Source organism: Bradyrhizobium sp. CCBAU 45321, assembly GCF_028128975.1.
In the GTDB taxonomy this organism is placed as follows: domain Bacteria; phylum Pseudomonadota; class Alphaproteobacteria; order Rhizobiales; family Xanthobacteraceae; genus Bradyrhizobium; species Bradyrhizobium yuanmingense.
Map to the genome: position 1 here is coordinate 265,101 of NZ_LFKZ01000128.1, position 26,147 is coordinate 291,247.

The 26,147-nt window shown below is 64.4% G+C and carries 23 protein-coding genes and 2 pseudogenes; 16 read left to right on the plus strand and 9 right to left on the minus strand.

Annotation, left to right across the window (positions count from 1 at the left end; translation table 11 throughout):
• Positions 1-106: 106 nt before the first annotated feature.
• The 5 genes from ACM43_RS28675 (at position 107) to ACM43_RS28695 (ending at position 5,432) form a co-directional block, all read left to right on the plus strand.
• A complete protein-coding gene (locus ACM43_RS28675) occupies positions 107-1,045 on the plus strand; it encodes an acyl-CoA desaturase (RefSeq protein WP_271544694.1) in 939 nt (312 codons plus the stop codon).
• Between the two features lie 267 nt (positions 1,046-1,312).
• Complete coding sequence (locus tag ACM43_RS28680) at positions 1,313-2,554, plus strand: MFS transporter (RefSeq protein WP_271544696.1); 1,242 nt, start codon at positions 1,313-1,315, stop codon at positions 2,552-2,554.
• Between the two features lie 77 nt (positions 2,555-2,631).
• Positions 2,632-3,798: an MFS transporter gene (locus ACM43_RS28685; protein WP_271544698.1), complete on the plus strand. Its 1,167-nt coding sequence runs from the start codon at positions 2,632-2,634 to the stop codon at positions 3,796-3,798.
• 68 nt (positions 3,799-3,866) lie between these two features.
• A complete protein-coding gene (locus ACM43_RS28690; protein ID WP_026312634.1) occupies positions 3,867-4,478 on the plus strand; it encodes a PilZ domain-containing protein in 612 nt (203 codons plus the stop codon).
• Between the two features lie 330 nt (positions 4,479-4,808).
• On the plus strand, positions 4,809-5,432 hold the full coding sequence (locus ACM43_RS28695; protein ID WP_271544701.1) for a transglutaminase-like cysteine peptidase: 624 nt from the start codon (positions 4,809-4,811) through the stop codon (positions 5,430-5,432).
• Positions 5,433-5,552: 120 nt separating this feature from the next.
• On the opposite strand, the pseudogene ACM43_RS28700 reads toward ACM43_RS28695, so the two are convergent.
• Positions 5,553-7,312: pseudogene (locus ACM43_RS28700) on the minus strand (CYTH and CHAD domain-containing protein).
• Positions 7,313-7,490: 178 nt separating this feature from the next.
• The gene (locus ACM43_RS28705; RefSeq protein ID WP_271545099.1) at positions 7,491-9,038 is read right to left on the minus strand and encodes an FAD-dependent oxidoreductase; all 1,548 of its coding nucleotides are present in this window, start codon (positions 9,036-9,038) and stop codon (positions 7,491-7,493) included.
• A 126-nt stretch (positions 9,039-9,164) separates the two neighbouring features.
• On the opposite strand from ACM43_RS28705, the gene ACM43_RS28710 reads away from it, so the two are divergent.
• From ACM43_RS28710 to ACM43_RS28720, 3 genes are all read left to right on the plus strand, one after another.
• Positions 9,165-9,392, plus strand: coding sequence for a hypothetical protein (locus ACM43_RS28710; protein WP_036044010.1), 228 nt, complete (start codon positions 9,165-9,167; stop codon positions 9,390-9,392).
• A 105-nt stretch (positions 9,393-9,497) separates the two neighbouring features.
• Complete coding sequence (locus tag ACM43_RS28715) at positions 9,498-10,313, plus strand: helix-turn-helix domain-containing protein (protein ID WP_157280639.1); 816 nt, start codon at positions 9,498-9,500, stop codon at positions 10,311-10,313.
• 104 nt (positions 10,314-10,417) lie between these two features.
• Complete coding sequence (locus ACM43_RS28720) at positions 10,418-11,395, plus strand: Bug family tripartite tricarboxylate transporter substrate binding protein (RefSeq protein ID WP_271544704.1); 978 nt, start codon at positions 10,418-10,420, stop codon at positions 11,393-11,395.
• A 40-nt stretch (positions 11,396-11,435) separates the two neighbouring features.
• On the opposite strand, the gene ACM43_RS28725 is transcribed toward ACM43_RS28720, so the two are convergent.
• Positions 11,436-12,143, minus strand: coding sequence for a GntR family transcriptional regulator (locus tag ACM43_RS28725; protein WP_271544706.1), 708 nt, complete (start codon positions 12,141-12,143; stop codon positions 11,436-11,438).
• A gap of 257 nt (positions 12,144-12,400) precedes the next feature.
• Between ACM43_RS28725 and ACM43_RS28730 the strand changes: the two genes are divergently transcribed.
• The 6 genes from ACM43_RS28730 (at position 12,401) to ACM43_RS28755 (ending at position 17,984) form a co-directional block, all read left to right on the plus strand.
• Positions 12,401-13,387 carry an ABC transporter ATP-binding protein gene (locus ACM43_RS28730; protein ID WP_271544708.1) on the plus strand — a complete coding sequence of 329 codons (987 nt, stop codon included), beginning with the start codon at positions 12,401-12,403 and terminating at the stop codon, positions 13,385-13,387.
• Between the two features lie 41 nt (positions 13,388-13,428).
• Entirely contained in the window at positions 13,429-14,718 is a 1,290-nt protein-coding gene (locus ACM43_RS28735; protein WP_036029687.1) for an ABC transporter substrate-binding protein, read from the plus strand.
• Between the two features lie 5 nt (positions 14,719-14,723).
• Entirely contained in the window at positions 14,724-15,677 is a 954-nt protein-coding gene (locus ACM43_RS28740; RefSeq protein WP_157280642.1) for an ABC transporter permease, read from the plus strand.
• Positions 15,678-15,680: 3 nt separating this feature from the next.
• A complete protein-coding gene (locus ACM43_RS28745; protein ID WP_271544712.1) occupies positions 15,681-16,559 on the plus strand; it encodes an ABC transporter permease in 879 nt (292 codons plus the stop codon).
• 21 nt (positions 16,560-16,580) lie between these two features.
• Positions 16,581-17,312, plus strand: a complete 732-nt coding sequence (locus ACM43_RS28750; RefSeq protein WP_271544714.1) for an aspartate/glutamate racemase family protein — start codon at positions 16,581-16,583, stop codon at positions 17,310-17,312.
• A 180-nt stretch (positions 17,313-17,492) separates the two neighbouring features.
• Entirely contained in the window at positions 17,493-17,984 is a 492-nt protein-coding gene (locus ACM43_RS28755) for a hypothetical protein (RefSeq protein WP_271544716.1), read from the plus strand.
• A 180-nt stretch (positions 17,985-18,164) separates the two neighbouring features.
• Here ACM43_RS28755 and ACM43_RS28760 read toward each other — a convergent pair.
• The 4 genes and pseudogenes from ACM43_RS28760 to ACM43_RS28775 all read right to left on the minus strand — a co-directional run bounded on the left by ACM43_RS28760 (position 18,165) and on the right by ACM43_RS28775 (position 21,436).
• Positions 18,165-18,520: pseudogene (locus ACM43_RS28760) on the minus strand (hypothetical protein).
• A 145-nt stretch (positions 18,521-18,665) separates the two neighbouring features.
• Positions 18,666-20,360 carry a PAS-domain containing protein gene (locus tag ACM43_RS28765; protein ID WP_271544718.1) on the minus strand — a complete coding sequence of 565 codons (1,695 nt, stop codon included), beginning with the start codon at positions 20,358-20,360 and terminating at the stop codon, positions 18,666-18,668.
• Positions 20,361-20,491: 131 nt separating this feature from the next.
• On the minus strand, positions 20,492-21,022 hold the full coding sequence (locus ACM43_RS28770; protein ID WP_271544720.1) for a gamma carbonic anhydrase family protein: 531 nt from the start codon (positions 21,020-21,022) through the stop codon (positions 20,492-20,494).
• Positions 21,023-21,106: 84 nt separating this feature from the next.
• Positions 21,107-21,436 carry a DUF6949 family protein gene (locus ACM43_RS28775; RefSeq protein ID WP_271544722.1) on the minus strand — a complete coding sequence of 110 codons (330 nt, stop codon included), beginning with the start codon at positions 21,434-21,436 and terminating at the stop codon, positions 21,107-21,109.
• Between the two features lie 222 nt (positions 21,437-21,658).
• Between ACM43_RS28775 and ACM43_RS28780 the strand changes: the two genes are divergently transcribed.
• Both ACM43_RS28780 and ACM43_RS28785 read left to right on the plus strand, forming a co-directional pair.
• Entirely contained in the window at positions 21,659-22,366 is a 708-nt protein-coding gene (locus ACM43_RS28780; RefSeq protein ID WP_271544724.1) for a hypothetical protein, read from the plus strand.
• A 266-nt stretch (positions 22,367-22,632) separates the two neighbouring features.
• On the plus strand, positions 22,633-24,441 hold the full coding sequence (locus tag ACM43_RS28785) for a caspase family protein (protein ID WP_271544726.1): 1,809 nt from the start codon (positions 22,633-22,635) through the stop codon (positions 24,439-24,441).
• Positions 24,442-24,749: 308 nt separating this feature from the next.
• Here ACM43_RS28785 and ACM43_RS28790 read toward each other — a convergent pair whose 3' ends face one another.
• The gene (locus ACM43_RS28790; protein ID WP_007602550.1) at positions 24,750-24,968 is read right to left on the minus strand and encodes a DUF3126 family protein; all 219 of its coding nucleotides are present in this window, start codon (positions 24,966-24,968) and stop codon (positions 24,750-24,752) included.
• A gap of 130 nt (positions 24,969-25,098) precedes the next feature.
• Entirely contained in the window at positions 25,099-25,923 is an 825-nt protein-coding gene (gene cysE, locus ACM43_RS28795; protein WP_145640657.1) for a serine O-acetyltransferase, read from the minus strand.
• Positions 25,924-26,147 lie beyond the last annotated feature (224 nt).

Here is a 26,147-nt window from a genome sequence, read left to right on the forward strand (position 1 = left end):
CGGCGCGTTGACACGCCGCAGTTGTGTGAGCAGGCTGCGTGTGCCGGAGCGATGCCTGCTTCGGACCTGCGCGGCTCCTCGCGCCGCTGTCAGCCGGGATCAATCGATGGATTTGCGACCGGGTTCGGAACGAATTTTTGTCGCCTCTGACACCGATCCGTTGGACGGATATGTGCAATGGGCGCCGCAGAAGTCGCTGTGGCTGGCGGGCATGACGGCGACCGGCATCGCGCTCGGACCAATCTGTTGCTCCTGGTCGGCATTGGCGCTGTTCCTCGCAACCAGCGCCGTCACGCTCTGCGCGGGGCACTCCGTCGGCATGCATCGCAAGCTGATCCATGCGAGTTTCGATTGTCCGCTCTGGCTCGAACATCTCTTCGTCTATCTCGGCACGCTCGTCGGCATGGCCGGGCCGTTCGGCATGATCCGCCTGCACGATTTCCGCGACTGGGCGCAGCGGCAGGGCGCGTGCCATGAGTATTCCCGCCACGGCGCCGGCTTCTGGCGCGATGCCTGGTGGCAATTGCATTGCCGGCTGGTGCTGCGCCATCCGCCAAATTTTCGGCTCGAACCGCGGCTTGCCGGTGACCGGTTCTATGCCTTCATCGAACGCACATGGATGTTGCAGCAATTGCCCTGGGCGCTCCTCTTCTTTGCAATCGGCGGGCTGAACTGGCTGGTCTGGGGCATTTGCGTGCGCGTCAGCGTCTGCGTCACCGGCCACTGGCTGGTCGGCCACTTCTCCCACACAAGCGGCGATCAGATCTGGACCGTCGATGGCGTCGCGGCCCAAGGCTACAATGTCCGCCTCGCCGCGCTGATCAGCATGGGCGAGAACTGGCACAACAACCATCACGCCTATCCGGGCTCGGCGAAGCTTGGACTTTTGCCGGGACAGGTCGATCCCGGCTGGTGGCTGATCCGATCACTCGAAGCGATCGGGTTGGTCTGGAATGTCAGGACGCCGCACAATCTTCCGGAACGGCCCGGCTTGCGGCGATTGACCGAGGCGAAGCTGCGCGATGGGGTCGCCGATGCTGCGTGATGATCGCGATGACGAGGCCGATGCGGTACGGGCGCCGTCATTGCGAGGAGCTCGAGCGACGAAGCAATCCAGACCCCTCCGCAGGTGCAGTCTGGATTGCTTCGCTGCCCCGGCTCGACGAGAGCGGGCCGGAGCTCGCAACGCTTGCACCTGAGATCACGGGGCCTCGTGGCAAGCATGCATGGCTGCTGTTCCACCACACCCAATTGTCTTGAGCGCCGGCCGCCGAGCCTGTAACTCGCCACGAGTCTCACCTCAGGTCATCCCGTGAATCCCCTTCCCCAAAATCCCGTGGCCGCGTCCGGATCGTTCGCGGCGATGAGGTCCGTGCCCTACCGTCTCCAGTTCGTCTCTTACGTGCTGGCGATGATGGCGGACAATATCGAGCATGTGATCAGCTATTGGGTGGTGTTCCAGAAATTTCATTCGCCGACGCTGGGCGGGTTTGCCGTGCTGTCGCACTGGCTGCCGTTCCTGCTGTTCTCCGTCGCGGTCGGCGGCCTCGCCGACCGGTTCGATCCGCGCCGCATCATCCAGTGCGGCATGCTGCTGTTCATCGTCGCCTCCGCCGGTTGGGGCTACTTCTTCCTTACCGATACGATCCAGATGTGGCACGCGATGCTGCTTCTGGTGATCCATGGCTGCGCCGGCGTGCTCTGGCAGACCCCGAACCAGCTCTTGCTCTATGACCTGGTCGGCCCGGCCGATCTGCCGAGCGCGGTGCGGCTGAACGCGATGGCGCGCTATCTCGGCATCCTGGTCGGACCTGCGGTCGGCGGCATCATCATGCTGACGCTCGGTCCCTCGCACGGCATCATCTTCAACACGCTGTTCTATCTGCCGATGCTGCTGTGGCTATTCTGGGCCCCGGTGCGGGACAAGAGCATCGCGGCAAGGCGTTTTGCCGTGCGCGGCCTTGCCGACATCGTACTCACCATCCGCGCGATCGGCACCCAGCCCGTGTTGTCGGCGATGACGTGGCTCGCCGGCCTCACCTCCTTCATGATCGGCAACGCCTATCACGCCCAGATGCCGGGCTATGCCGGCGATCTCGGCCATGGCGATCCCGGCGTCTCCTATAGCGTGCTGCTCGCCGCGGACGCGGCCGGCGCATTGCTGGCCGGCATCGTGCTGGAATCCTGGGGACGGCTGAAGGGCACCCCGCGCACCGCGATCACGCTGGCGATGCTGTGGAGCGTGGCGCTGCTCGGCTTCGCGCTCGTGCCGGTCTATCCGGTCGCGATCGCGCTATTGTTCTTCGCGGGCTTCTTCGAGCTCTCGTTCAACACCATGGCGCAGGCGCTGGTGCAGCTCAACGCGCCGCACGACATCCGCGGCCGCGTCGTCGGCCTCTACAACATGGCCGGGCTCGGGATGCGGGCCTTCAGCGGCATCACGGTCGGGGTAGCAGGCGCAGCAATCGGCATCCACTGGTCGCTCGGGCTCTCGGCCGCGGTGCTGCTGGCGCTGCTGTGCCTGCTGTATCAGCGCGCGGCGAAGCGGGCGTGAGGGCGCAGCGCTACGACACTGCCGATTGACTCCGGCGTCTCCCCACCGCACGCTCGAGACTTTTGGGAGATGAGGCATTGCAAAATCGCTGGGGCATTCTTGCGATCCTGTTCGTCGTGCGCCTCACCATCGCGTTCCAGTTTCAGAGTGTTGCGGCGGTCGCGCCGCTGCTGCAACAGACCTTCGGCGTCGGCCTTGCCGATATCGGCATCCTGATCGGGCTGTATTTCACGCCGGGCGTCGTGCTGGCGCTGCCGGGCGGCGCGATCGGCCGCGCGCTCGGCGACAAGCCGACCACCATCGCCGCGCTGCTGCTGATGACGGCAGGCAGCCTCGTCATGGCCACCGCCGACGTCTGGGGCTGGCAGATGGCGGGCCGGCTCGCCTCCGGCGCCGGCGGCGTGCTGCTGACGGTGCAGCTCACCAAGATGGCCGCGGACTGGTTCGCAGGCAAGGAGATCGCCACCGCGATGGCGATCTTCGTCAATTCCTGGCCGGCCGGCGTTGCGATTTCGCTGCTGGTCCTTCCAGCAATCGGCACCGCCCATGGCGCAGGCGCCGTCTTCCTGTCCGTGGGCGCATTGACCGCGATCGGCATTCTGCTGGTCGCGTTCTACCAGCCGCCATCCGGAGCTGCCGTCAGCGCCGCCGGCTCGAGCCGGCTCGATCCGCTCGCCCTGCTCGCGGTGGTCGTCGCCGGCGTGATCTGGGGCCTCTATAATGTCGGCTTCGCCATGATCTTCTCGTTCGGCCCGACGTTCTTGGCCGAGCGCGGTTGGAGCATCGCCGCGGCAGGCTCGGCGATCAGCATCGTGATGTGGTTGTCGGTCATTTCTGTTCCGGCAGGCGGCTTTCTCGCCGATCGCTTCAAGCGACCTTTTATGCTGGCGATCGCGGCCAGCCTACTTGTGGCCGTGCTGCTGGCCTGGCTGCCGCGATCGGACTGGGTGATCACAATTCTGGTCCTGATCGGCCTCATCGGGGGCCATCCCGCCGGCCCAATCATGAGCCTCGCCGCCCGCGTGCTTGTCCCGGAGACCAGGGCGATCGGAATGGGCGTGTTCTACACGCTATTCTATGCCGCAATGATGCTCGGTCCCGCCCTGGCCGGGCGGCTCGCCAAATCGGCCGGGAGCGCGGCGGTCGCGCTCGACCTCGGCGCACTGACGGTGCTTGCGTGCCCGCCCCTGGTGTGGCTTTTCGAGCGCATCGTGTCTGTCCGCAACCGGCGCGCCCGATCCTAACGCGGCATTAACCCTGTGCACCTTAGGGTCGCAAGGACTCCGCCCGGGCGGGGGGTCGGGTGTTGGAAATGGCGTTGGCGAACAAAAAATTTCTTCCGGCCGCCGAGGAGCGCAGGCGCTTCCAGCGGGTGAAGGTGCACCTGCTCGGCCGCTACATGCTGCCGGACCGCCGGGAATTCCCCTGCCAGGTGATCAACATGTCGCCGGGCGGCCTCGCCTTGCTCGCCCCCGGCATCGGCAATGTCGGCGACCGCGTGGTCGCCTATCTCGACCATATCGGCCGCGTCGAGGGCAAGATCACCCGGATCATCGACAACGGCTTCGCCATGACCATCGGTGCGACGCCGCGCAAGCGCGACAAGCTCGCCGCGCAGCTGACCTGGCTCGCCAACCGCGACATCCTCAATCTGCCAGAGGACCGCCGCCACGACCGTATCGTGCCGCGCAACCCGATCGCGGTGCTGACGCTCGAGGACGGCACCAAGATGACCTGCCGCATCATCGACCTCTCGCTGTCGGGCGCGGCGATCGCTGCCGAGAACCGGCCGCCGCTGAAATCGACGGTTCTGCTCGGCCGGGTCCAGGGCCGCGTGGTCCGAAACCTCGAGGACGGCTTCGCGCTGGAGTTCATGCACGAGCAGCCGGCAGAGACACTCGAAGAGAGCGTTACCGCGCGGTAAAGCGCAAGGACGCGAAAACCTCCATATTTCCAGGCTCGAAGGCGGCTTCCGCGATGCGGACGCCGCCTTTTTCATGTCCAGCGGCGAATGGCCAGCGGTTAACGGAGGGGCTGCAGATAAGCGCAAACAACGCTCCTCCCAGCGTTTCCGCGTTAATAGATAAAATTTGAATCAATTGCAGTCATATCCAATTTTACGCGAATTCTATTCAAGTATAGATCGAATTCGCCGCGCCTTTTACTTGCATTCGTCTCGACTTGACTTGGTCGACTTAGCGGCAACTCAAAAGCTCCGTGCGAAATGTGGTCCCAACAAGAAACGGGGGCCGCAATGTTTGACTTCAGGGGACGGGGGAAGGGACTGGCGCTGGCCGCCATGCTCTTCGGGATCAGCGCGGCAGCGCAGGCCGGCGAAGGCCGTCTGCTCTACGCGAGCCTCGGCGACACCACGCGTGCGCCGATAGGCTGGGTCGAGTTCTGCGCGGACAATGCTGCCCAGTGCCAGGGCGCACCGCTGCAGCCGCGCGACATCGTGATGTCGCAGGCCGCATGGCGCGACCTCATCAAGGTCAATCGCTGGGTCAACGAGACCGTCAAGCCTCTGACCGACCAGGAGCACTGGGGCGTGATCGAGAAGTGGTCGCTGCCGTCAGACGGTTACGGCGACTGTGAAGACTACGTGCTGTTGAAGCGCAAGATGCTGATGGATGCCGGCTGGCCGCGCCAGGCCCTGCTCATCACCGTGGTGCGCGACAAGAAGGGCGAAGGCCACGCGGTGCTGACGGTGAAGACCGACAAGGGCGAGTTCATTCTCGACAATCAGAACGAGAACGTCCTCGCCTGGACGGAGACCGGCTACCGCTTCGTCAAGCGCCAGTCGCAGAGCGATCCCAACGTCTGGGTCTCGCTGGGCGATACCAAGCCGGCGGTCTCCACCGCCAGCGCCAAAGATTAGTAGGAACGAGACAACAGGTTACGCGACCCGGTCACATCCCCACCCCTCCCCGTCCCAGACCGGTTCGCGCGCGCCCAGCCATCCCCCAATGGCTGGGCGCAACTTTTTGGGAAAGCGCGATCAGCTCTGCTCGCCTTGGCGCGACCAGGGCACGCGTGCGGCGGCAAAATCCCGCCAGCTATCCTGCAAGCCCTGCTGCATGCCGATCGATGCCCGCGCCTGCCAGCCGGCGATCGCGGCCGCCGCAATGGCGCTGTCACGATCGTCAGTGCCGAGCCCGTCGAGCAACGAGGCCGTCACCGCCATGTCGTTGAAGACGCCGAGCTCCTCCTGCAAGCCGGCGAGCCGGCGCGCGAATTTTCGTGCGGACTTGCGATCCTCGTACAGCGGCAGCAGGAACTCGCTGAGATAGCGCAGCCGCTTGGTGGCGAGCCGCACGCGGTGCAGCTCGTCGACCGTCAGCGACTTGAAGCGGCGACCGCGCTTGAGTGCCTTCGCATACTGCTCCGACAAGACGCGCTCGGCGAAATTGACGGCGGGCTCCGCGAGCCGGCCGAGATCTTGCGCCGCAACGCCGTTACGCCAGCCACGCGTCTCGATCCAACCGCCAAGACTGATCAGGAAGAGCGAGCAGCGGCGATCATCGAGCGCGTGGCGGGCGCTGCGATAAGCTTCCGCCTGACGCTGAGCCGCGGCCCGCCCAAGCGCATCGAAACCCGCGACCGACGGACAAGCTTTTGCGATCGCCGGCAAGGTGGCGAGCTGGAACACGTCCCAGTCGCGCGCGGCAGACAGGCCTTGCGCCAGCCATTTGGCCTCCGAGCGCAGCGCCTCGAGGTTGCTGAGCGCGCCGACCGATCGCATCAAGTCGAGCGCGGATCGCAGCCGGCGCAGCGAGACGCGCAGCTGATGCACGCCTTCCGGATTGCGGCCGTCCTCGGCCGCCGGCAGCGATTGCAGCAGGTGAAGAAAGCAGGCGCGCAGGATGGTCGCGAAGGCTTCGTCGAGCGTCACGGAGGGATCGAGACGAAGCTTGCGCGGCCGGCGAGCCGACGGCGGCAGGTCCGCGGCAAGATCGAATCCGCGCGCGGACTTGCTGCGGATGGACGGCTTCACCGTTCCGTGCTCCGCAAGGCGCAGCGCGATCTCGTAGATCGCGCTCGCGCTGCCGCTCTTCAGCTCCAGCTCGATCTCGCTGACAGGAACCGACCGGTCGCCGGCCATCAGCTCACCCTGGTCGAAGGCGACCTCGACCGTGCCGGACGGCAGGTCGACGATGCGCGTGTGCCGATGCACATCGGCCGTGAACACCGCTTCAAGCGGCTGCGCGTCGAGCTGGCCGCGAAGCTTCTCCGGAATGAACGGCATCGCCAAGGCGAGATCGGGCGCAAGCGACGGCACGCTTGCTTCCCATTCGCCGCGACGCAACGGATCGTCCGCAACCTCGGTCTTCACGGTCTGCACGAAACGCGTGCCGCTCTGGCGGACGCGCAAGCTCAGGCCGGCACGACGAAGCGCCCGCTCGGGCGTGTCGTAGTAGACGGATTTGAGACGTTTGCGCGTGCCCTTGTTGCGTGCGTTCGCCGCGATCACGGGCGCCGCGCCGAAATGCGCCATGCGATCGGCACCGACGAGCAGCTTGAGCTCGATTTCGGCGGCGGGAGATGCGGGCTGGGTCGGGCTCGGCGCGGGCGTCACGTCCTGCGATGGTGTCTGCTCAAGGGCAGCGCGCTCCTCGACCGTCGCGGGTTCCACACTGACTTCCTCGCATTGCCCCGTGAAGCCGGTGAGGAGCTGCGTTCTCTTGGTGTCCCAACAGCAGTATTGGCTTCCGGCGCGCCCGGAGGCTTGCGAGCCGGCGCAGCATCTGACTTTAGCATTTCCGGTAACATGACAGTTCGATGACAAGGCGACAGGATATAGCCTGTACAGCCTGCGAGGACTAGTCACATCAGATCGCCGTGCGATCATGATTCACACGTAACGCGTCACATAATAACTGCAGCCGTCAGCGCAAACCCTTTCAACGCCTGACCACGACGCGCCGAGGGATGCCGCTCATTCTGCCGCTTCAAGATTGGCCGGCTTTTCAGCCCCGCCGAGCGGGGAAACCGCCGGGCCGTTGAGCGCGGTGCCATCGGGTGCAAACTGCGATCCGTGACATGGGCAGTCCCAGCACTGTTCGAGTGAGTTCCAGTGCACGACGCAGCCCAAATGGGTGCAGCTCGCCGAATGCAAATGCAAATGTCCGCTTCGGTCCCGGCACGCCGCGATCTTCTTCAGGCCGCTTCGGAAGAGGCGCCCCTCGCCCGGCCGTAGTTGTTCAGCGCTCGTGATTTCACTTGCGGTGAGATACTCCGCGAAATTCTTGATAGGGGTGATGTTCTCGCTGATGAACTCGCCGATGTTCCTTTGAATCTTCCGTGACGGAGCGTAGACGTCCTCCCAGGGACTTGCGCCGCTGGTGATGAGATCCGCGATCAGCATGCCCGCCACGAGCCCGTTCGTGATCCCCTGCCCGGAATCGCCGCTGACAACGAATACATGCTCCTCGTCGGGGCTGCGGCCGATGAAGCCGGCGAAATCGACCGGCTCCAGCACCTGACCCGACCACCGATAGGTGACCTCGCGCAAATCCGGCAATCGCTCGCGCGCCCAGCGCTCAAGAGCGTCAAGGCGTTGTGCACCATCATTCGCCTCACCCGACTTGTGATCTTCGCCGCCGATGATCACGATGTCCTCGTCGGCAGACAACGGTTGGAGGCGGACATAATGATAAGGATCGAGCGTATCCCAATAGAGCGCATCCTCCACGGCGCCCGCGGCAATCTTCGCGGCGAGCGCATAAGTGCGGTAAGGCGCCTGCTTGGTGTGGATCGCCACCTGCACGTTGACGGGCGAGTTGGTCGCAACCACCACGTCGGCGGCGTGAACCTCGTAGCCTGAGGCGGTGGTGACGACCATGCTGCCCTGGCGTTGCTGGATGCTCTCGACGCAGGTGTCGGCATAGAGCTGGGCGCCCCGGCGCTGCAGTGCGCTCGCCAGACCGGCGAGATATTTAGTCGGATGCAGGCGCGCCTGGCGCGGAAAGCGCAGCGAACGCGTCTGACCCCTGTCATGGAATGGTGTCCGCTCGACGCAATTGTCGACCGGAATCTGCAGCTTGCGACAGCAGTCCAACTCACTATCCAGCTCGGATGCGGACGTTTCGGATGCCAGTACCCAATAGCCATCGACGCGCTTAAAACCGCAATCGATGTGCTCGGCGCCTTGGATGGCCTCGACGCGATTGATCGCGGCCGCGACGCTCTGATAGTAACGCCGCGCACAGTCAGGGCCGCGGACTCGCACAAACGCATCGTAACCATCATCAAGCGCGGTCGCCAGATGCGCCGTGGTGCGCGCCGTCATCCCGCTGCCGATGCGGCCGCGATCGATCACTGCGACCGAACGGCCATGGCAAGCAAGTTCATATGCGACCGAAAGCCCGGCTATTCCGGAGCCGACCACGGCAACGTCCACGCCGACCGTACGCGACAGCACCGGAGCTTCGGCGACAGATACGTCCATCCAGAGCGACCGCGTGTGCTCATCCCGTACGTTCATGGCGCTACTCCTCGGAAGAACAAACGATGCAGCAGAATGACGGTTCCTATGTGCGCTGCCGAACGAAACGTCGATGAGATGGCCGCATTCATTAGGAACCTTCATCGTGCTCGCGCTTGAACCGGCATGAAAAGTCCATCACCGGGGATGCGCAGGGCGCTGCGCCAGGCGCGATTGTACGGGCACCTGCTCGTCCGCAACGACAGGCTGTATCACCCGGGCGGCAATCATCCGATCTGCTCGATACAGCTTGCACGAGAGATGGTCAGGTCAGGATGGATGACCAAGCACGACGGCGAATACGAGATCACGGCAGAGGGGCAGCTTGCCGCCGAAAGCGAACTCGGTCGCTGAGGAGCCGATGCGGCACCGTCCAATTCCCGGCCGGGGAGTCGGGCCTGTTGACTGTTCCGGCGATTGCATCATTGACTAGCGGCACGGTCCTCACAAAGAGCTGCCATGCCCTCGTTCCGTCCCGTTATCGCGTTGTCGAGAGGCCTCGAGGTCCTGCGCGTCATCAACCAGGAACGGCAATCGACCGTAGGCTCGCTGCACAAGGCGACGGGCCTCAACAAGGCAACAATCGTCCGCATGCTCGAAACGCTGGAGCATGAAGGATATGTGGTGCGGCGCGCCGAGCCGCCCAGCTATGCCCCAACCGGACGGGCGCTCCTGCTCAGCGCAGGCTACGACGAACCCAATTGGATCGGCGGTATCGCCGAACCGATGCTCAACAAGTTTCGCCAGCAGATTCAGTGGCCCTCGGACGTGGCCGTGCTCGACCAGGAATCCATGGTGATCGCGCACACGACCCGGATCGGCGGCTCGCTGCTGTTCCACCGTCCCCCGGGTTTTCGTTTTCCAGTGCTGGGCACCTCGATGGGGCGCGCCTATTTGGCGTTTTGCGAGCCGGCCGAGCAGGAGCGCATCGCGGCGCGCCTTGCCCTCAGCCCGGAGCCCTGGAACGACCTCGCCCGCAATCCCGCCAAACTCACGAAGGTGCTGCGCGCGATCCGGAAAGCCGGATTCGCAGTGATGGACGAGAGCTACAGCCGCCGCATCTTCGGCGGCGCCGTCTGGGCGATCGGCGTTCCCGTCGCTGTTCCGAACCGCCTGTTCGCAAGCATGAACGTGATGATGCTGCGCGAGGCCGTCAGCACCGAGGAAGGTCTCCGGCGCTTCGTGCCTCAGATGAAGAAAGTCGCCTCCGCACTGGCCGAGACGCTCAGCGCCAGGCTTGCTGCGGCAGGCCCGTCCGCGGCCGCCAAGAGGTAGCCATTTCACACAATGAAATGTTGTTTCTATTTGACTCTGCTCGTGTGACATCTCTGCCCGGCGTCCCAAGGGCGCCCAAAGACGCAACAAAACGGGAGGGGCAAGTGAAGACAATCGTCGCAATGCTGGGCGCTGCAATTGCAGGCCTGGTGCTGGCCACGGCTGACGGGGCTGCGGCCGAAGCCTGGCCGACCAAAGCAATCAAGATCGTCGTCTCGACGCCCGCCGGCGGCATCACCGATGCGTTCGCCCGCGCCTATGGCGATTATATCTCTCAGAAGCTCGGACAGCCGGTCGTCATCGAAAACAAGACGGGAGCGAGCGGCGCGCTGGCAGCCCAATCGGTCAAGGATTCGCCGGCGGACGGCCATACGCTGATGTACACGATCTCGTCCACGCTGCTCGGAAACCGGCTGCTGCTGAAGTCGCTCGCCTACGATCCGGACAAGGATTTCACGATCGTCGCGATGACGCCATCGGGTCATCTGCCGCTGGTCGTCCATTCCGCCACCGGTGCAAAGTCCATCGAAGATTTCGTCGCCTATGCGCGCCGCAACAAGGTCACGGCCGGCTCGTATGGGATCGGTTCGTTCGCGCACATCGCGATCGCCGAACTCAACCGCCAATATGGCCTCGACATCTCCATCGTGCATTACCGCGGCGAAGCGCCGATGTGGCAGGACCTGGCGGCCGGCGTCATCCAGGCCGCGACCGGCAGCTACCAAGCCGCGCTTCCGGTCCTTGATACCGGCGTCGGCCGCGCGATCGCTGTTCCGTCACTGGTTCGCATGAAGAAGCTGCCGGACACCAAGACGTTCACCGAGCAGGGGGTCACCGGCAAGGTCTTCCAGCTGACCAGCTTCACGACCCTGGTGGCGCCCGCTGCGACGCCGACCGATCGGATCGAGCTGCTGGCCAAGCTGATGGTCGAAGGCGGCAAGACCGAGCGTGTCCAGAAGCTGCTGGAGGCCTTCGGGGTCGATGCGCCGGCAATGGACCGCGCATCCTCGGTCGCCCTCTACGAAAAAGAAGGGCCGGTCTGGCTGGAGTCGATCAAGAATCTCGGATTGGAGCCACAATAGCGTCCGGACCCGCCGATCCCGTGCGCTGGCGACGCCCTTCTCACGCCCCCAGCACGTCCGCCAGCCGCAGTTCGTCGGCGGCGGGATCCTTCAGGAACAGCTCCGCCTCGATCTCGTTCAGGTGCGACAGCATCAAGGCGCCTGCGCGCGCCTTGTCGCGCTTGCGGATCGCGGCGGCGATCCCGGCGTGATGATCGGTGCCGCAGGCGGGCGTGTCGTGACGGCGGTAGAGCAGGATGATGAGCGAGGAGCGCGCGATCAGCTCCTTCAGGAAGCCGAGATAGATGCTGTGGCCGCTCATCTCGGCGACGAGACGATGAAACTCGCCGGAGAGCCGCACCGAGGCGCGGGCATCGCCGCGCAACTCGGCCTCGCGTTCTTCCGTGAGATGGTGCTGCAGGCGATCGAGCCAGGCCGGCGAGACCGCGTCAATGGCGCGGTCCACGATGTTGGGCTCGATCAGGCGCCGCGCCTCGAACACCTCGCGGGCATCAGCCGGCGTCGGGCGCGCAACGAAAGCGCCGCGATTCTTCTCGATGTTGACGATGCCCTCATACGCAAGCTGCTGCAGCGCTGAGCGCACCAGCGTCCGGCTCGCGCCGTAGATGTCGCCGATCTCGTCCTCCCCGAGCTTGGTGCCGGGCAGCAGGCGATGCTCGAGGATCGCGGCGGTCACACCCTCCCGGATACGGCTGACGCGATCGCTCGCGTCTGGCGCATCGGGTTTCTGGCGGGTCTTGGCGGCCATGATTGTGAGGCTCGATCGACGAACGTTCGGCCTGCAATGTTAGTCGACGAGCTGTATCCAATCACAGGCGAAACTTTATACAATCTTCGCCCGTTTTGTGTGCAGTTGGCTGCACAGGTGACGGCCGGACAAATTGGGCCGGAATCGATCTAACGAACTGACTCCGCTGCACAGTTTTTGAAATTCGCACCGTCGCGGGCTGTTGGCACGGACCTTGCGGAGAGAGGCGGGACGCAACGCCCCTCCTCGGACACGCCATGGCCATTCCCGCCGCTCTCGAACTGGTCGCCGTCACCAAGCGCTACGACGCCACGCTGGCCGTCGACAACGTCAACCTGAAGATCCCGGCCGGCACCTATTGCTGCCTGCTCGGCCCCTCCGGCTGCGGCAAGACCTCGACGCTGCGCATGATCGCAGGTCACGAGGCGGTCAGCGAAGGCGACATCATCCTCGGTGCGCAGAACGTCACCGACCTCGAGCCCGCCAAGCGCGGCACCGCGATGATGTTCCAGTCCTACGCGCTGTTTCCGCACCTCTCCGTGCTCGACAACGTCGCCTTCGCCCTGAAGATGCGCGGCATCGACAAGCCGACGCGGCACAAGCGCGCCGGCGAATTGCTCGAGCTGGTCGCGATGACCCAATATGCAGGCCGTCTTCCGGCGCAGCTCTCCGGCGGCCAGCAGCAGCGCGTCGCGCTCGCGCGCGCGCTGATCACCGAGCCGCAGATCCTCCTGCTCGACGAGCCGCTCTCGGCGCTCGATCCGTTCCTGCGCGTCAAGATGCGCGGCGAGCTGAAGCGGCTGCAGCGCGAGCTCGGCATCAGCTTCATCCAGGTCACCCACGGCCAGGAAGAGGCGATGGCCCTCGCCGACCACATCGTGGTGATGAACCACGGCAGGATCGAGCAGCAGGGCACAGCGCGCGACATCTTCCATCGTCCCCGCACCGAATTCGTGGCCCGATTCATCGGCGGCCATAACGTGCTCAGCGACGCCGGCAATCTCATCGCCGTTCGCGCCGATCAGCTCGGCATCGTGCCGTTCGTCGACGGCGCCTTCGGCGCGCCGGCGCTGCTGACCCAGACCGAGTATCAGGGCTCCTACATCGCCGTCTCGCTCACGCTCGACGACGGCACCGCCCTGTTCTCCCACGTTCCCGAGTCCACCTTCGACGTGCATCCGTTCCGTCCGGGCGATCGCGTGCTGGCGACCTGGGATCCCGCCAAGGCGCAACGCCTGCAATAGCACCCTTCACCACGGAAATGCGCAACAGAGGAGTGAGCGAAATGACCGAGACGACCAGGAAGACCGGCGTCAGCCGCCGCACGCTATTGAAGGGCACCGCGGGTCTCGCCGGCCTCGCCGCCGGCTCCGGCGCGATCACCGGCTTTCCTTACGTGAAGTCGGCCGATGCGAAGGTGCTGCGCTATCTCGGCACGGCCGTGAACGAGGGCGACGACATCGCCAAGCAGTGCCTGAAGGACACCGGCATCAAGATCGAATACATCACCGCAACCACCGACGACGTCACCAAGCGCGTGATGACCCAGCCGAATTCCTTCGACGTGCTGGATACCGAATATTTCTCGCTGAAGAAGCTTGTGCCGTCGGGCAACATCCTTGCGCTCGACGCCAAGAAGATCAAGGAGTTCGGCAACATCACGCCTGTCTTCACCAAGGGCGAGACGCCCGGCGGCAAGAAGATCGGCGGCCAGGGCACCGCGCCCTGGAAGGTGCTCTATCTGGAAGGCAAGGACTCCAAGAAGTTCGCGACGTCGGCGACCGAATTCGTCACGCTGATCCCGACCGTCTACAACGCCGACACGCTCGGCATCCGCCCCGACCTGATCAAGCGTCCGATCACTACCTGGGCCGAGCTGCTCAACCCCGAGTTCAAGGGCAAGGCTTCGATCCTCAACATCCCCTCGATCGGCATCATGGATGCCGCGATGGTCGTGGAAGCCTCCGGCAAGTACAAATATGCCGACAAGGGCAACATGACCAAGGAAGAGATCGATCTCACCATGAAGGTGATGACCGAGGCCAAGAAGGCCGGCCAGTTCCGCGCCTTCTGGAAGGACTTCAACGAGAGCGTCAACCTGATGGCCTCGGGCGAGACCGTGATTCAGTCGATGTGGTCGCCGGCGGTGACCAAGGTGCGCTCGATGGGCATCCCCTGCACCTTCCAGCCGCTGAAGGAAGGCTACCGGTCCTGGGCTTCCGGCTTCTGCGTGTCCAAGGGCGTCTCGGGTGCCAAGCTCGAATGGGCCTATGAATTCGTGAACTGGTTCCTGTCGGGTTTTGCCGGCGCCTATCTCAACCGCCAGGGCTATTACTCCGCCGTGCTCTCCACCGCGAAGGCGCACATGGAGCCCTACGAATGGGCCTACTGGATGGAAGGCAAGCCGGCCGAGAAGGACATCAAGGCGCCCGACGGCTCGCTGCTGGAAAAGGCCGGCGCGGTGCGTGACGGCGGCTCCTACGAGGATCGCATGGGCGGGGTCGCGTGCTGGAACGCCGTGATGGATGAGAACGACTACATGGTCCGCAAGTGGAACGAGTTCATCGCGGCGTAACGGACATGTCGGAAGAAGTCCTGCAACAGGCAGCCCCGGGCTTGATCCCGGGGTCGGGCACAGCGCGCGCCGCAAAGCCGACGCGCCTGTCGCCGTCCTTCATCTCCTGGCTCCAGGCCGGGCCGATGATGCTGGTGTTTCTCGCGTTCTTCCTCATTCCGCTCGTCTTCGTCGTCATCGTCTCGTTCTGGGACTACAACGAATACCAGCTGCTGCCGGCTTTCTCCGGCCGCGGCTACACCGACACGTTCGAGGGCTGCATCGCGCAGCTCCCTGAGCTCTGCACCATCGCCAAGACCTATCTGAAGACGCTGAAGCTCTGCTTCCTGGTCTGGGCCATCACCCTCTTCATCGGCTTCTGGGTCGCCTACTTCCTCGCCTTCCACGTCAAGTCCAAGACCTGGCAGATGGGCTTGTCGCTGCTCTGCACGATCCCGTTCTGGACCTCCAACGTGATCCGCATGATCGCCTGGATCCCGCTGCTCGGGCGCAACGGCCTGGTGAACACCGGCCTGATGAAGACGGGACTGATCAACCATCCGATCGAATGGCTGCTGTTCTCCGAATTCTCCGTCGTGCTGGCGCTGGTGCACCTCTTCACCTTCTTCATGGTGGTGCCGATCTTCAACTCGATGGTGCGCATCGACAAGTCGCTGATCGAGGCCGCCTATGATGCCGGCGCCAGCGGCTTCCAGACCCTCGTCAACGTCATCATTCCGCTGGCCAAGCCCGGCATCGTGATCGGCTCGATCTTCGTCATCACCATCGTGATGGGCGACTTCATCACCATCGGCGTGATGGGCGGCCAGCAGATCGCCGCCGCCGGCAAGATCATCGAGACGCGGGTCAACGCGCTGCAATTCCCCGCCGCCGCGGCCAATGCCGTGATCCTGCTCGCAATCACCTTCCTGATCATCACCATGATGTCGCGCATCGTCGACATCAAGAAGGAGCTCTAGAGCATGAAGGAAGGACGCCCGCGCTCGTTCTACGTGCTCGCGATCTTCTTCGCGGCCTATGTGCTGTTTCTCTACGGGCCGATGATCGCGATCTACGTGCTGTCGTTCCAGGGGCCGCAGGGCGGCCTCACCTTCCCGATGAACGGCGTGTCGACCTTCTGGATCGCGAAACTGTTCCAGGGCACCGGCATCGTCGATCTCGGTGCCGCCTTCCGCCGCTCGCTGCTGCTTGGCATCGTCGTGATGATCGTCACCGTCGTGCTGTCGGTCGCCGCCGGCATGGCATTCCGGCGCAAGTTCAAGGCGCAGAGCATCCTGTTCTACTCGGCGATCGCCAGCCTCATCGTGCCCTCGATCATCACCTCGCTCGGCATCTCGCTCGAGTTCCGAATCATCGACGACCTGATCAAGGCGCATTGGAACGAGAATTTCGAGACCTCGATGGGCCTGCTCACGTCCGGGCTCGGCGCGCACCTGACCTGGACGCTGCCGTTCGGGCTGCTCATCATGTTCGCGATCTTCAACCGCTTTGATCCGCGGCTGGAAGAGGCCGCGCGCGATCTCGGTGCGACACCGTGGCAGACGTTCCGCTATGTCGTGCTGCCGATCATCCTGCCCTCGGTGATCGGCATCGGCCTGTTCGGCTTCACGCTGTCCTGGGACGAGCTCGCACGCTCCAGCCAGGCGATCGGCGCGGTGAACACGTTGCCGCTGGATCTTCAAGGCCTCACCACCACCGTGACCAACCCCGACATCTACGCGCTCGGCACCGTGATCTCGGCAGTCTCGTTCACGGTCATCACGCTTGCGCTCGGCACCATTCACGTGCTCAACAAGCGGCAGGCGGCCAAGGGCTCGGACGCCGGCAAGGGACTCGTCTGAGATAAGGACTCGTCTGTTCTGATGCGGCTTCACGTCGTCAATCCCAACACAACCGCGTCGATGACGGCGAAGATCGCCGCTGCCGCGCGCAGCGTTGCCCTCGCGGGCACCGTGATCGATGCGCGTCAGCCGGCGATGGGCCCGGTCTCGATCGAGGGATTTTACGACGAAGCTTTCGCGGTGCCCGGCATGCTCGGCTGCATCCGCGAGGCCGATCGCGACGGCGCGGACGCACACATCATCGCCTGCTTCGACGACACCGGCTTGGATGCCGCGCGCGCCGCCGCCAAAGCGCCTGTGATCGGCATCGGCGAGGCCGGCTTCCACCTCGCGAGCCTGATCGCCGCTCGTTTTGCCGTGGTGACCACGCTCGGCGTCTCCATCGTTCCGATCGAGCACAATCTGCGCAAGTACGGCCTGGCCGAACGCTGCGTCCGCGTCCGTGCCGCCGAGGTCCCAGTGCTGGCGCTGGAAGAGCGCAACAATGATGCGCTCGGCAAGATCTCGGCGGAGATCACCGCCGCCATCCGTGACGATCGCGCCGAGGCCATCGTGCTCGGCTGCGCCGGCATGGCCGATCTCGCAGGCGAACTCGCCGCCACGCACGGCCTGCCCGTGGTCGACGGCGTCGCGGCCGCGGTGACGCTGGCGGAATCACTCGTGCGACTTGGACTGAAGACCTCCCGGCTCGGGCCCTATGCGGCACCGCGCGCAAAGAGCTATTCCGGGCCGTTCTCGCAATTTCAGCCTTGAGCCCTGCCCCCCGCGCTGCGCTCCGGGGCTGCAAGGGCCGCTGATCACTGGTTTTTTGCCGCTCAGCCTCTTTTTGGTCCCATTCCTTGCCGAAACGTAAGGCTTTCGGGACGCCCCGGTGACCCCTCTGGGTTGCCGGTCTTCGCCACTCACCAAGTTTCAATTTGGGTTTTGTCAGCGATGATCGATCTCGCCCAGGACAGGCCGTCCAACACCCTCCTTCGCCTTGGCGCCCAGCCGATCGCGCTGACTGCTGCAGCCCTCCTGCTGCTGATCGCCGGCGTGACGTCGATCGCAATCTGGCGGGCCTATACCGGCGCCGCCCCCGAGAGCGACCGGGTGGTGGCCTCGCGGCAGCTTCAGGCCCGCGCCGCCCAGGCCTCCGAGCAGCTGGTCGAGAAGACCAAGGGGCTGGAGGCGACCCAGCAGGAATCGATCGACCAGCTCCAGGTGGTGCAGGACCAGCTTCAGACGATGAAGCGGCTGCTGGCGGCGCAACAGGCCGACACCAAGCGCCTGTCCGAGCAAGTCACGGCCTTGAACGAATCCATCGACGGCCTGCGGCAGTCCTTTGCCAGTGCACGGGCGACCGAGGTCGAGACGCCCACGGTTACCCGCAGGAAACCGGCGCGCCGCGTCCACGCCAGCGCACGCAAGCGCTCGGGCGGCTGAGCCGGTCACGGTGCGGGAACTTTATTTTCGCCACTTGTGAACTGGATCACATTCGCCGGTATGATTCCGCGCGATGCTCGCCGTTACCGGATGGCGTGAGCCGATTTCAATATCCGGGGCTGGCAAGGTCGTTGACGGTATACTGCGTCAACGACCTTGTTTTTTAACAGCTATTCCGCCTCACTCGCAAACGTCGACCTGGCGGTAGCGCCATCCCGACGGGGTCATGACGCGCTTGCGCGCGACGTAGCAGCCGCCATAACCGTCATTGTAGCCGGCGCCATAATAGGTGGGGCCGCCGTAATAGGGGTAGCCGTAGTAGCCGGCGCCGGCGAGACCTACCCCGATCCCGACCCCTGGCCAGAAGCCGCCGCCATGCCAATGACGGTGCCCCAGCCATGGAAGCCGCCACCATGGAAGCCGCCGCCGTGAAAGCCTCCACCACGTCCGAAACCGCCGCCCGCCTCGGCCTTTTGTGGCGCCGACAGCCCGACCGCCGCCACGGCCAGCGCCGCCATCATCATCCTGCGTAACATCACTCGATCCTCCGCGTGGAGGTCGCTCCACGCTTCAAAGCAGGACCAAGCTACCGTCAGTCGGTCATTCGTGACAGCCACGCTGTCTCACTTCCGCGCGAGCATCGGCGGCAGATGCTCTTGTTTGTCCTACCTTGCCCGTCCACTACGCGGCAGCACCCATCTCCGCCCCGAGATCCTCGACCATGGTCACGAAGATATGCGAATCCTCTCCGTCGCCGCCGATTTGAAGGCGCCGCCACGACACCTTGCGCCGGCCGCGGATCGGGTTGTTGATCGTATCGGTGATGGGCTCGAGTTGCTGCTGCTGGGCGAGCAGCTGCTTGTCGCGCCGCTCGATCAGATCGGCAGTTTCCTTGGAAAACAGTTCGCGCGCTGTCTTGCCGACGATTTCGGCGCGCGACATGCCGATCTGCTTCTCGGCAGCCTTGTTGATGAACAGATAGCGCAGGTTGCGCGCATCCTTGGCGATGATGCCTTCGGTCACGTTCTCGACGACGATGGCGAGCAGGCGCTCCATGCGCTCGTGCATGCGCTCGCGCTGACGCTGTTCGGTGATGTCCTCCTGCACCGACACCCAGCCGCCACCGTCCATCGGGCGCTCGTAGATCTTGATGACGCGGCCGTCGTTCAAGGCAAGCTCAAAGGCCGTCGGTTCGCGCCTGGCGATCCGGTCGAGCACCGCCGCGACATATTTCGCGACGTCGCCGCTGAACAATCCGCTCTTGACCCTGTGCTCGAGGATCTCCTCCAAGGTCGAGCCGGTCTGGATCCTCTCCGGCAGATCGTACATCTTCCGGTAATTGGCATTCATCGCGACCACATTGGCCTTGCCGTCGAGCATGATCAGCCCCTGCGGCATGTTGTTGATCGCCGCCGAAAGCTGCCACTTCTTGGCCTGGTACTTGTCGTTGAACTTGTCGCGCTCGGTCATCGCCGCGTCGCGCGCCTGCGCGGTGCCGAGCTCGAGTTCCTCGAGCTCGAAGATGCGCGCCACCGCGTCGCGGAAATTCTGCACCGCGCGCGCAAGGCGCCCGATCTCGTCGTGACGGCGCAGATGCGGCACCTCGCTCTTGACGTCGCCCTGCGCGATCCGGTCGGTCGGCTGCGTGATATCGGCGAGCGCGCCGACCACCGAGTTCCGCATGACGACGACGTTCAATGCCGCGAGCATCAGCGCCACGAGCCCCAGCGCGAACAGATAGGCGGCTGCGTAGCGGTGGCTGTCGGCGAGCTCGTCCGCCTCGCGGGCGCGCTGTTCGTAGATGCGCTCGAGCGCTTCGAGATCGCTGTTGAGCTTGCTGCGCAGGGTGCGGTTGGCGTCGTTGTCGCCCCACTCGCGGGCCGCGGCGGGGCTGATCTCGACGCCGCGCCGCACCAGCTCCTTGCGGAAGTCGATGAATTGCTGGATGCGTTGGCGGAAGGAGGAGAACAGCTCGGCGTCGTCGTCGCGCACCGTGCGCTCCATGCTCTTCACGGCCTCGGCGAGCTCGCGGTTGCGCCGCACCAGCCCGTCCGCGAACTGCTTCATCGCGGCACGATCGGCGGACATGTAGATGCCGCGCGATTCCATCACGACGGCGTAGATCAGGGCGTTGATGCGCCCGACGCCGACCGCCGCGTCGGCGGAGGTGGCATGCAGGTGGCGATACGTCGTCTGCAGGCGCACCGACTGGACCGACATCACGAGCAGGAAGGTGGTGACGATCGCGAGGAAGGCGGCAATGCTATAGACCTTCTCCGCAACGGTCAGCGTGTCGGCGCCGCGCGCGAAACGGACCAATTTCTTCAAGAATTTGGTTCCGGCCCCGAGACCGGATTCCAGCGCCGCAGCGTTCATCGCGCCGCTCCTCCTGGTTGAAAACGCTGGATGATAAGCGTGATCGCGCTAGCAGAGGATTAAAGCGCCAACCTGTATTTTTACGGTCGAGCCTTGGCCCGACTGGGGCGAAGCGCGGCCGGGCGGGCCGGTCAGCCGATCCGCTTCAGGCCCTGCTTGAAGCGCGGACCGTTGGCCACATAGAACCGGGCCGCGCTCCCCATCTTCTGCACCTGGGCGTCGTCGAGGGTGCGGATCACGCGGGCCGGCGAGCCGATGATCAGCGAGCGCTCGGGGAACTCCTTGCCCTCGGTGATGACGGAGCCGGCGCCGACGATACTGTTGCGGCCAATCTTTGCCCCGTTCATCACGATCGAGCCCATGCCGATCAGCGCGCCCTCCTCGATGGTGCAGCCGTGCAGGATGACGTTGTGGCCGACCGTGCAGTTCTTGCCGATGACAAGCGGAAAGCCGAGATCGGTGTGGCAGGTCGAGCCGTCCTGCACATTGGCGCCCTCGTCGACCTCGATCCACTCATTGTCGCCGCGCAGCACCGCGCCGAACCAGACGCTCGCGCCCGGCTTCAGGCGCACCCGGCCGATCACGGTCGCGGTCTCGGCGATGAAATAATTGCCGTCGGCGGGAAGGTCGGGCGCCTGCCCGTCGAGTTCGTAGATGGCCATGGGGGTCTCCTGTCGCGTTGACGAGTGGCATAGCCAAACGGCAGCCGCGACGCAAAGGGCCAGCCGCGCTCGAGGCGCTTCGGATCAGACCAGAAGGCCGGCGGCGCGCAGCGTCATCAGGAAGAAGGTGCCGCTCATCATGCTCCAGAACCCGGCGATGACGGTTGCCATCATCACGAATTCGACGCGGCGGCTTTCCACCCGCACGCCGCGCAGCGTGTTGCGCATAATGATGAAGGGCGCCGCGAACACCAGGAAGGGAACCGCCGCGAAGGTTTTCGGGGCCACGCCGTCCTGCAGCAGGCCGAAGCCGGCGGGCCGCTGCGCCAGCGCCTGGTATCCGCTCACGAGCGCGCCCGCGAGCGCGAAACCGATGCCGATCGAGAAGAAGGTGTTGAGAGCTTCAGGTGTCATCGGAAGTGCTCCGCCCTTACGCAACGCGCGTGCCTTCCTGTGACAAACAGAGCCCGTTAACGCTACATTATCCTTAAGGAAAGGTTAACGCGGCCGGGCGTCCCGTGCAGGGGCGTCCCCGATCCAAGCAGCCGGGAACGCTGCGCGAGAGCGCCGTCGCATGGCATATTCGCCGCTGATTCGTCGGCCATCGGCCGACCTCCGGTCGACCTCGCGCAATTCATGACATTGTTCTCGGCAGCTCCCCTCAGGTCCTCCCGCCCGCGCACTCGGGCGCATGTCGTCCCGATCGTGCTCGGCGGCGCGGCGGCGATCGCAGCTGTCGCGCTTGTCGCCTATCTGCTGTGGCCGACCTGGGGCAGCCGGGGCGCGAACGCGCCGGACAAGCTGCCGGTGAGCGTCGGCGGCACGTTGTTCAACCTGCCGGTGACCGCGATCCGGATGAAGATCCAGCGGCACTCGGGGCCGCAGGAGCGCATCGATCTCGACTTCCTCTATCCGTCGCTGGAGCCGCCGGGCGCGCCCAAGCACGTCACCTCCGACACGGCGGAAGCGGCGCTGCAGTCGATCGACCGCATCTTCCTTTCGATCGCGGCCCATCACGATGCGCTCTCGCCCGAGCAGCGCACGGCCACGATCTATCCGCGCTATCTCGACCCCGCCGCGGCAAGCCCAGCGGACGGCCTGACGATGCGCATGTTCCGCACCGACACGCCCTACGGCAGCGAGGACCTCTATTCGGCCGCAAGCCCCGCGCTCACCGCGCGCTGCACGCGCGATGCCGCCACCCCCGGCATGTGCCTCGCCGAGCGCCGCGTCGGCGGCGCCGACCTCACCTTCCGCTTTCCACGCAGCTGGCTGTCGCAGTGGCGCGAAGTGGCAGAGGCGATGGAGAGGCTGACCGCGCAGCTGCGCGGGCCGCGGGGCTGAGGGCGGTCGGCTTACTGTCGGCTGGAGCCTCCAAACCAAAAAATCGAAAACAACCCCATGCACAGTAGCCAAGCGTTGGCAGCATCGAGTCGTTTCGTTTTTTTCGAATAACGATTGACCCGTCGGGCCAAAACAGGGCATGATGGCCGTGATGCGTGGCACGGGGTTGCCCGGATGGCGCATGGATGTGTGACTGATATCACTGAGCACAGATTGCGATTGGCCATGCTGCGAATAATCTGACGCTATTGCATTCGGGGGCTGGAATGCGGCTTCGGCTGTTTGTTTTGTTGATATTTGCGATCTGGGCTGGAGCGGGCCCGGCGCTGGCTGAGAAGCGCGTCGCGCTGGTGATGGGCAACTCGGCCTACAAGAACGTGGCGCGGCTGGCGAACCCCGCGAACGATGCCGCGCTGGTCGGCGGCATGTTCAGGAAGGCCGGGTTCGATAGCGTCGACATCAAGCTCGACCTCAACGGTTCGGAGATGCGCAGGGCGCTGCGTGACTTTGGCGGCAAGGCACGGGATGCCGGCGTCGCGGTGGTTTATTACGCCGGTCATGGCATCGAACTGGACGGCGTCAACTATCTGATCCCGACGGACGCGACGCTGGAGACCGACAGCGACGTGCTCGACGAAACGATTGCGCTGGACCGCGCGCTGTTCGCCGTCGAGCCTGCAAAGCAGCTGCGCCTGATCATCCTTGATGCCTGTCGCGACAACCCGTTTGCCAAGACGATGAAGCGTACCATCGCCTCGCGCGCGATCGGACGCGGCCTCGCCAAGGTCGAGCCGACCAGCCCGAATACGATGATCGCGTTCGCGGCGAAGGCGGGCTCGACGGCCTCCGATGGCGATTCCAAGAACAGCCCATTCGCTTCAGCCCTCGTCGAACGCCTGCCGACGCCGGGGCTCGACCTTGGCAAGGCCTTTCGCTTCGTGCGTGACGACGTGCTCAAGAGCACCGGCAACAAGCAGGAGCCGTTTGTCTACGGCTCGCTCGGCGGCGACGACGTGGCCCTGGTTCCGGCGAAGCCGGTCGCAGCGCCGGGCCCGCAAGCCAATCCTGACAGCGAAATCCGGCGCGACTACGAACTGGCGCTCCAGCTCGGCACGCGCGACGTTTGGACCGCATTCCTCAATCGTTATCCGAGCGGCTTCTATACCGACCTCGCCAAGGCTCAACTCAACCGGATTTCCGCCGAAGACGCCCGCGCTGCCGCGGCCGAGAAGGCGCGGCTGGCCGAGGAGGAAAAGGCAAAGCTTGCCGCCGAACGGGTCAAGAAGGCCGAACAGGAGAAAGCCGCTGCAGCGGCCAAGGCTGCCGAAGATGCTCGGATCGCCGCGGAGAAGGCCAAGCAGATCGAAGAGGCCAAGGCGGCGGCCGCCGAGCAGCGCAGGAAAGATGCAGAAGCAGCTGCCAAGGCACTGGCCGACAAGCAGGCTGCCGAAAAGGCGCTGGCCGAAAAGATCGCCAGCGAAAAGGCAGCGGCTGAGCTAGCCGCCAAAGAGAAGCGTGACGCTGAGCAGAAGGTCGCGGCCCTGGCCCCTGCTCAATCGGCGCCCTCGCTCTCGCCGCTGGAAACCGCCAAGCTGGTTCAGTCGGAGCTTCGTCGCGTCGGTTGTCTGGCCGTCGCCGCCGACGGCGACTGGAATGCGTCATCACAGCGCTCACTGACGCTGTTCAACCAATATGCGGGAACGAAGCTCGACCCCAAGCTCGCGAGCTTCGAGGCCCTCGACATGATCAAGTCCAAGCCGGGCCGGGTCTGCCCGCTGGTGTGCAATCGCGGCTTCAAGGCGGACGGCGATACTTGCGTCAAGATCGCGTGTCGCGCCGGCTATCGCGTCAACGACGACAATGAATGCGAGAAGGTGCAAGACAAGAAGCCGGTCGCAACCCGTGAAGATGCCAAAAAGCGCGACACGGAGCGCAAGCAAACCGAAGCTGCACCCGCGAAGCCGCAGTCCTCTGGTCAAATAGTCTGTTCCGGAACCGGTGGAATCTGTCGTCCGGTTCGTCCCGGCTGTCGCCTTAAGCAAAAGGGCTCCAGCAACCTCGAGGTCTGCAATTGAGCACGTAAAGCTCATCAGGATGTTGGTCCAGCAATGCTGGCGCAGCTGCGCTGTGCTCGCAATGACCGGCGTGGAGAAAGTGCACCTCATTCTTCGCTGCGTGCATGGGACGCAGCGCAGCGTCTCCCTGGCGATACGAAGCATCGTGAGGTGCGCTGCGGAGCCCGGCCCATGGTGCAGAGATGCGTCTCGGGGCTTCTGGGTTCCGGCTCTGCACCGCAACGCTGATGGCCTGGGGTGCGTCCGGGACACGAAAGAGCGCCGCACACATCGAAAAATGTCGCTGCGCTCGCAAGGAAGAGGATAAATTATTCCTGGTCGACCAAATCGTCCTCGAGGATCGCCATCTGGAACTGGAACGAGCGATCGTCGTCCTCGTCGTCGACGAAGAGCACGCCGATGAATTCCTCGCCGATATAGACTTCGGCGGAATCGTCCTTCTTCGGCCGCGGCACGACGCGGATCTTGGGATTGCCGAATACGCGCTTCAGATACGCATCTAACTTTCTGACTTCTTTGACGTCCACGGCAAGTCTCCGATCGAAAATGGTCGGCGGGTTTTAGGACGAGATGCGGCGAACCGCCAGCACGAATTGTCAAAGAATTTAGGGACGAAAAGGGCCGGAAAATCCGGCCCTTCGCAGCATCAAGGCCTTCTCAGAGCCCCATCGCGTTGATCATCTGGTCCATGGTGCGCGACGGCTCGGCGCAGCCGGCTTCGCCGACGATCTTGGCCGGAACGCCCGCAACCGTGACGTTGTGCGGCACCGGCTTGACCACGACCGAGCCGGCGGCGATGCGCGCGCAATGGCCGATCTCGATATTGCCAAGGATTTTTGCGCCGGCGCCGATCAGCACGCCGTGGCGAATCTTCGGGTGACGATCCTCGTTCTCTTTGCCGGTGCCGCCGAGCGTGACGCCATGCAGGATCGAGACGTCGTCCTCGATCACAGCCGTCTCGCCGCAGACGAAGCCGGTGGCGTGGTCGAGGAAGATGCCGCGGCCGATGCGCGCGGCGGGATTGATGTCGGTCTGGAACACCGCCGACGACCGGCTCTGAAGGTAATAGGCGAAATCCTTGCGACCCTTCAGATAGAGCCAGTGCGCGAGACGATGGGTCTGGATGGCATGAAAGCCCTTGAAGTAGAGCAAGGGATCGATGAAGCGCGAGGTCGCGGGATCGCGGTCGTAGACGGCAACGAGGTCGGCGCGGAAGGCGTTGCCGAGATCGGGGTCGTCGCGCAACGCCTCAATATAGGCCTGGCGCACGAGGTCGCCCGACAGCGCGGAATGATCGAGCCGGTCGGCGACGCGGTGGACCACCGAATCCTCCAGCCGGCCGTGATGCAGCACCGCCGAATAGATGAAGGTCGCAAGCTCCGGCTCGCGGCGGACGATGTCCTCCGCTTCGCTGCGGATCCGGTCCCAGATCGGATCGAGCGATGCGAGCTTTCCTCCCGGATTGACCTGATGCACTGCCATGGGATCTGCTCTTTCGAATTGGCTGGTTTTGTTGGTTCTATAGCACAGTCTAGGCGACAAAGTCCTGACGGGCTTGCCTGAGAGTGAACAGCACCTTGCCCCACAGGGCACGCCAAGGCCTTGAAAGACAACAGGTCCTCTAACACCCAAGCGGCAAGGTCGGCTCAAAGTGGTCAGAGTTCCGCCAAATTCAAGGCGGGCCGCGTCAAACTATTGGTGAATTC

What these genes read in the sequence shown, in the direction of transcription:
- ACM43_RS28675 (WP_271544694.1), top strand. Translation starts at nt 107, where the DNA reads ATGGATTTGCGACCGGGTTCGGAACGAATTTTTGTCGCCTCTGACACC.
- ACM43_RS28690 (WP_026312634.1), top strand. Translation starts at nt 3,867, where the DNA reads ATGGCGTTGGCGAACAAAAAATTTCTTCCGGCCGCCGAGGAGCGCAGG.
- ACM43_RS28695 (WP_271544701.1), top strand. Translation starts at nt 4,809, where the DNA reads ATGTTTGACTTCAGGGGACGGGGGAAGGGACTGGCGCTGGCCGCCATG.
- ACM43_RS28705 (WP_271545099.1), bottom strand. Translation starts at nt 9,038, where the DNA reads ATGAACGTACGGGATGAGCACACGCGGTCGCTCTGGATGGACGTATCT.
- ACM43_RS28710 (WP_036044010.1), top strand. Translation starts at nt 9,165, where the DNA reads ATGAAAAGTCCATCACCGGGGATGCGCAGGGCGCTGCGCCAGGCGCGA.
- ACM43_RS28715 (WP_157280639.1), top strand. Translation starts at nt 9,498, where the DNA reads ATGCCCTCGTTCCGTCCCGTTATCGCGTTGTCGAGAGGCCTCGAGGTC.
- ACM43_RS28725 (WP_271544706.1), bottom strand. Translation starts at nt 12,143, where the DNA reads ATGGCCGCCAAGACCCGCCAGAAACCCGATGCGCCAGACGCGAGCGAT.
- ACM43_RS28730 (WP_271544708.1), top strand. Translation starts at nt 12,401, where the DNA reads ATGGCCATTCCCGCCGCTCTCGAACTGGTCGCCGTCACCAAGCGCTAC.
- ACM43_RS28735 (WP_036029687.1), top strand. Translation starts at nt 13,429, where the DNA reads ATGACCGAGACGACCAGGAAGACCGGCGTCAGCCGCCGCACGCTATTG.
- ACM43_RS28740 (WP_157280642.1), top strand. Translation starts at nt 14,724, where the DNA reads ATGTCGGAAGAAGTCCTGCAACAGGCAGCCCCGGGCTTGATCCCGGGG.
- ACM43_RS28745 (WP_271544712.1), top strand. Translation starts at nt 15,681, where the DNA reads ATGAAGGAAGGACGCCCGCGCTCGTTCTACGTGCTCGCGATCTTCTTC.
- ACM43_RS28750 (WP_271544714.1), top strand. Translation starts at nt 16,581, where the DNA reads ATGCGGCTTCACGTCGTCAATCCCAACACAACCGCGTCGATGACGGCG.
- ACM43_RS28755 (WP_271544716.1), top strand. Translation starts at nt 17,493, where the DNA reads ATGATCGATCTCGCCCAGGACAGGCCGTCCAACACCCTCCTTCGCCTT.
- ACM43_RS28765 (WP_271544718.1), bottom strand. Translation starts at nt 20,360, where the DNA reads ATGAACGCTGCGGCGCTGGAATCCGGTCTCGGGGCCGGAACCAAATTC.
- ACM43_RS28770 (WP_271544720.1), bottom strand. Translation starts at nt 21,022, where the DNA reads ATGGCCATCTACGAACTCGACGGGCAGGCGCCCGACCTTCCCGCCGAC.
- ACM43_RS28775 (WP_271544722.1), bottom strand. Translation starts at nt 21,436, where the DNA reads ATGACACCTGAAGCTCTCAACACCTTCTTCTCGATCGGCATCGGTTTC.
- ACM43_RS28780 (WP_271544724.1), top strand. Translation starts at nt 21,659, where the DNA reads ATGACATTGTTCTCGGCAGCTCCCCTCAGGTCCTCCCGCCCGCGCACT.
- ACM43_RS28785 (WP_271544726.1), top strand. Translation starts at nt 22,633, where the DNA reads ATGCGGCTTCGGCTGTTTGTTTTGTTGATATTTGCGATCTGGGCTGGA.
- cysE (WP_145640657.1), bottom strand. Translation starts at nt 25,923, where the DNA reads ATGGCAGTGCATCAGGTCAATCCGGGAGGAAAGCTCGCATCGCTCGAT.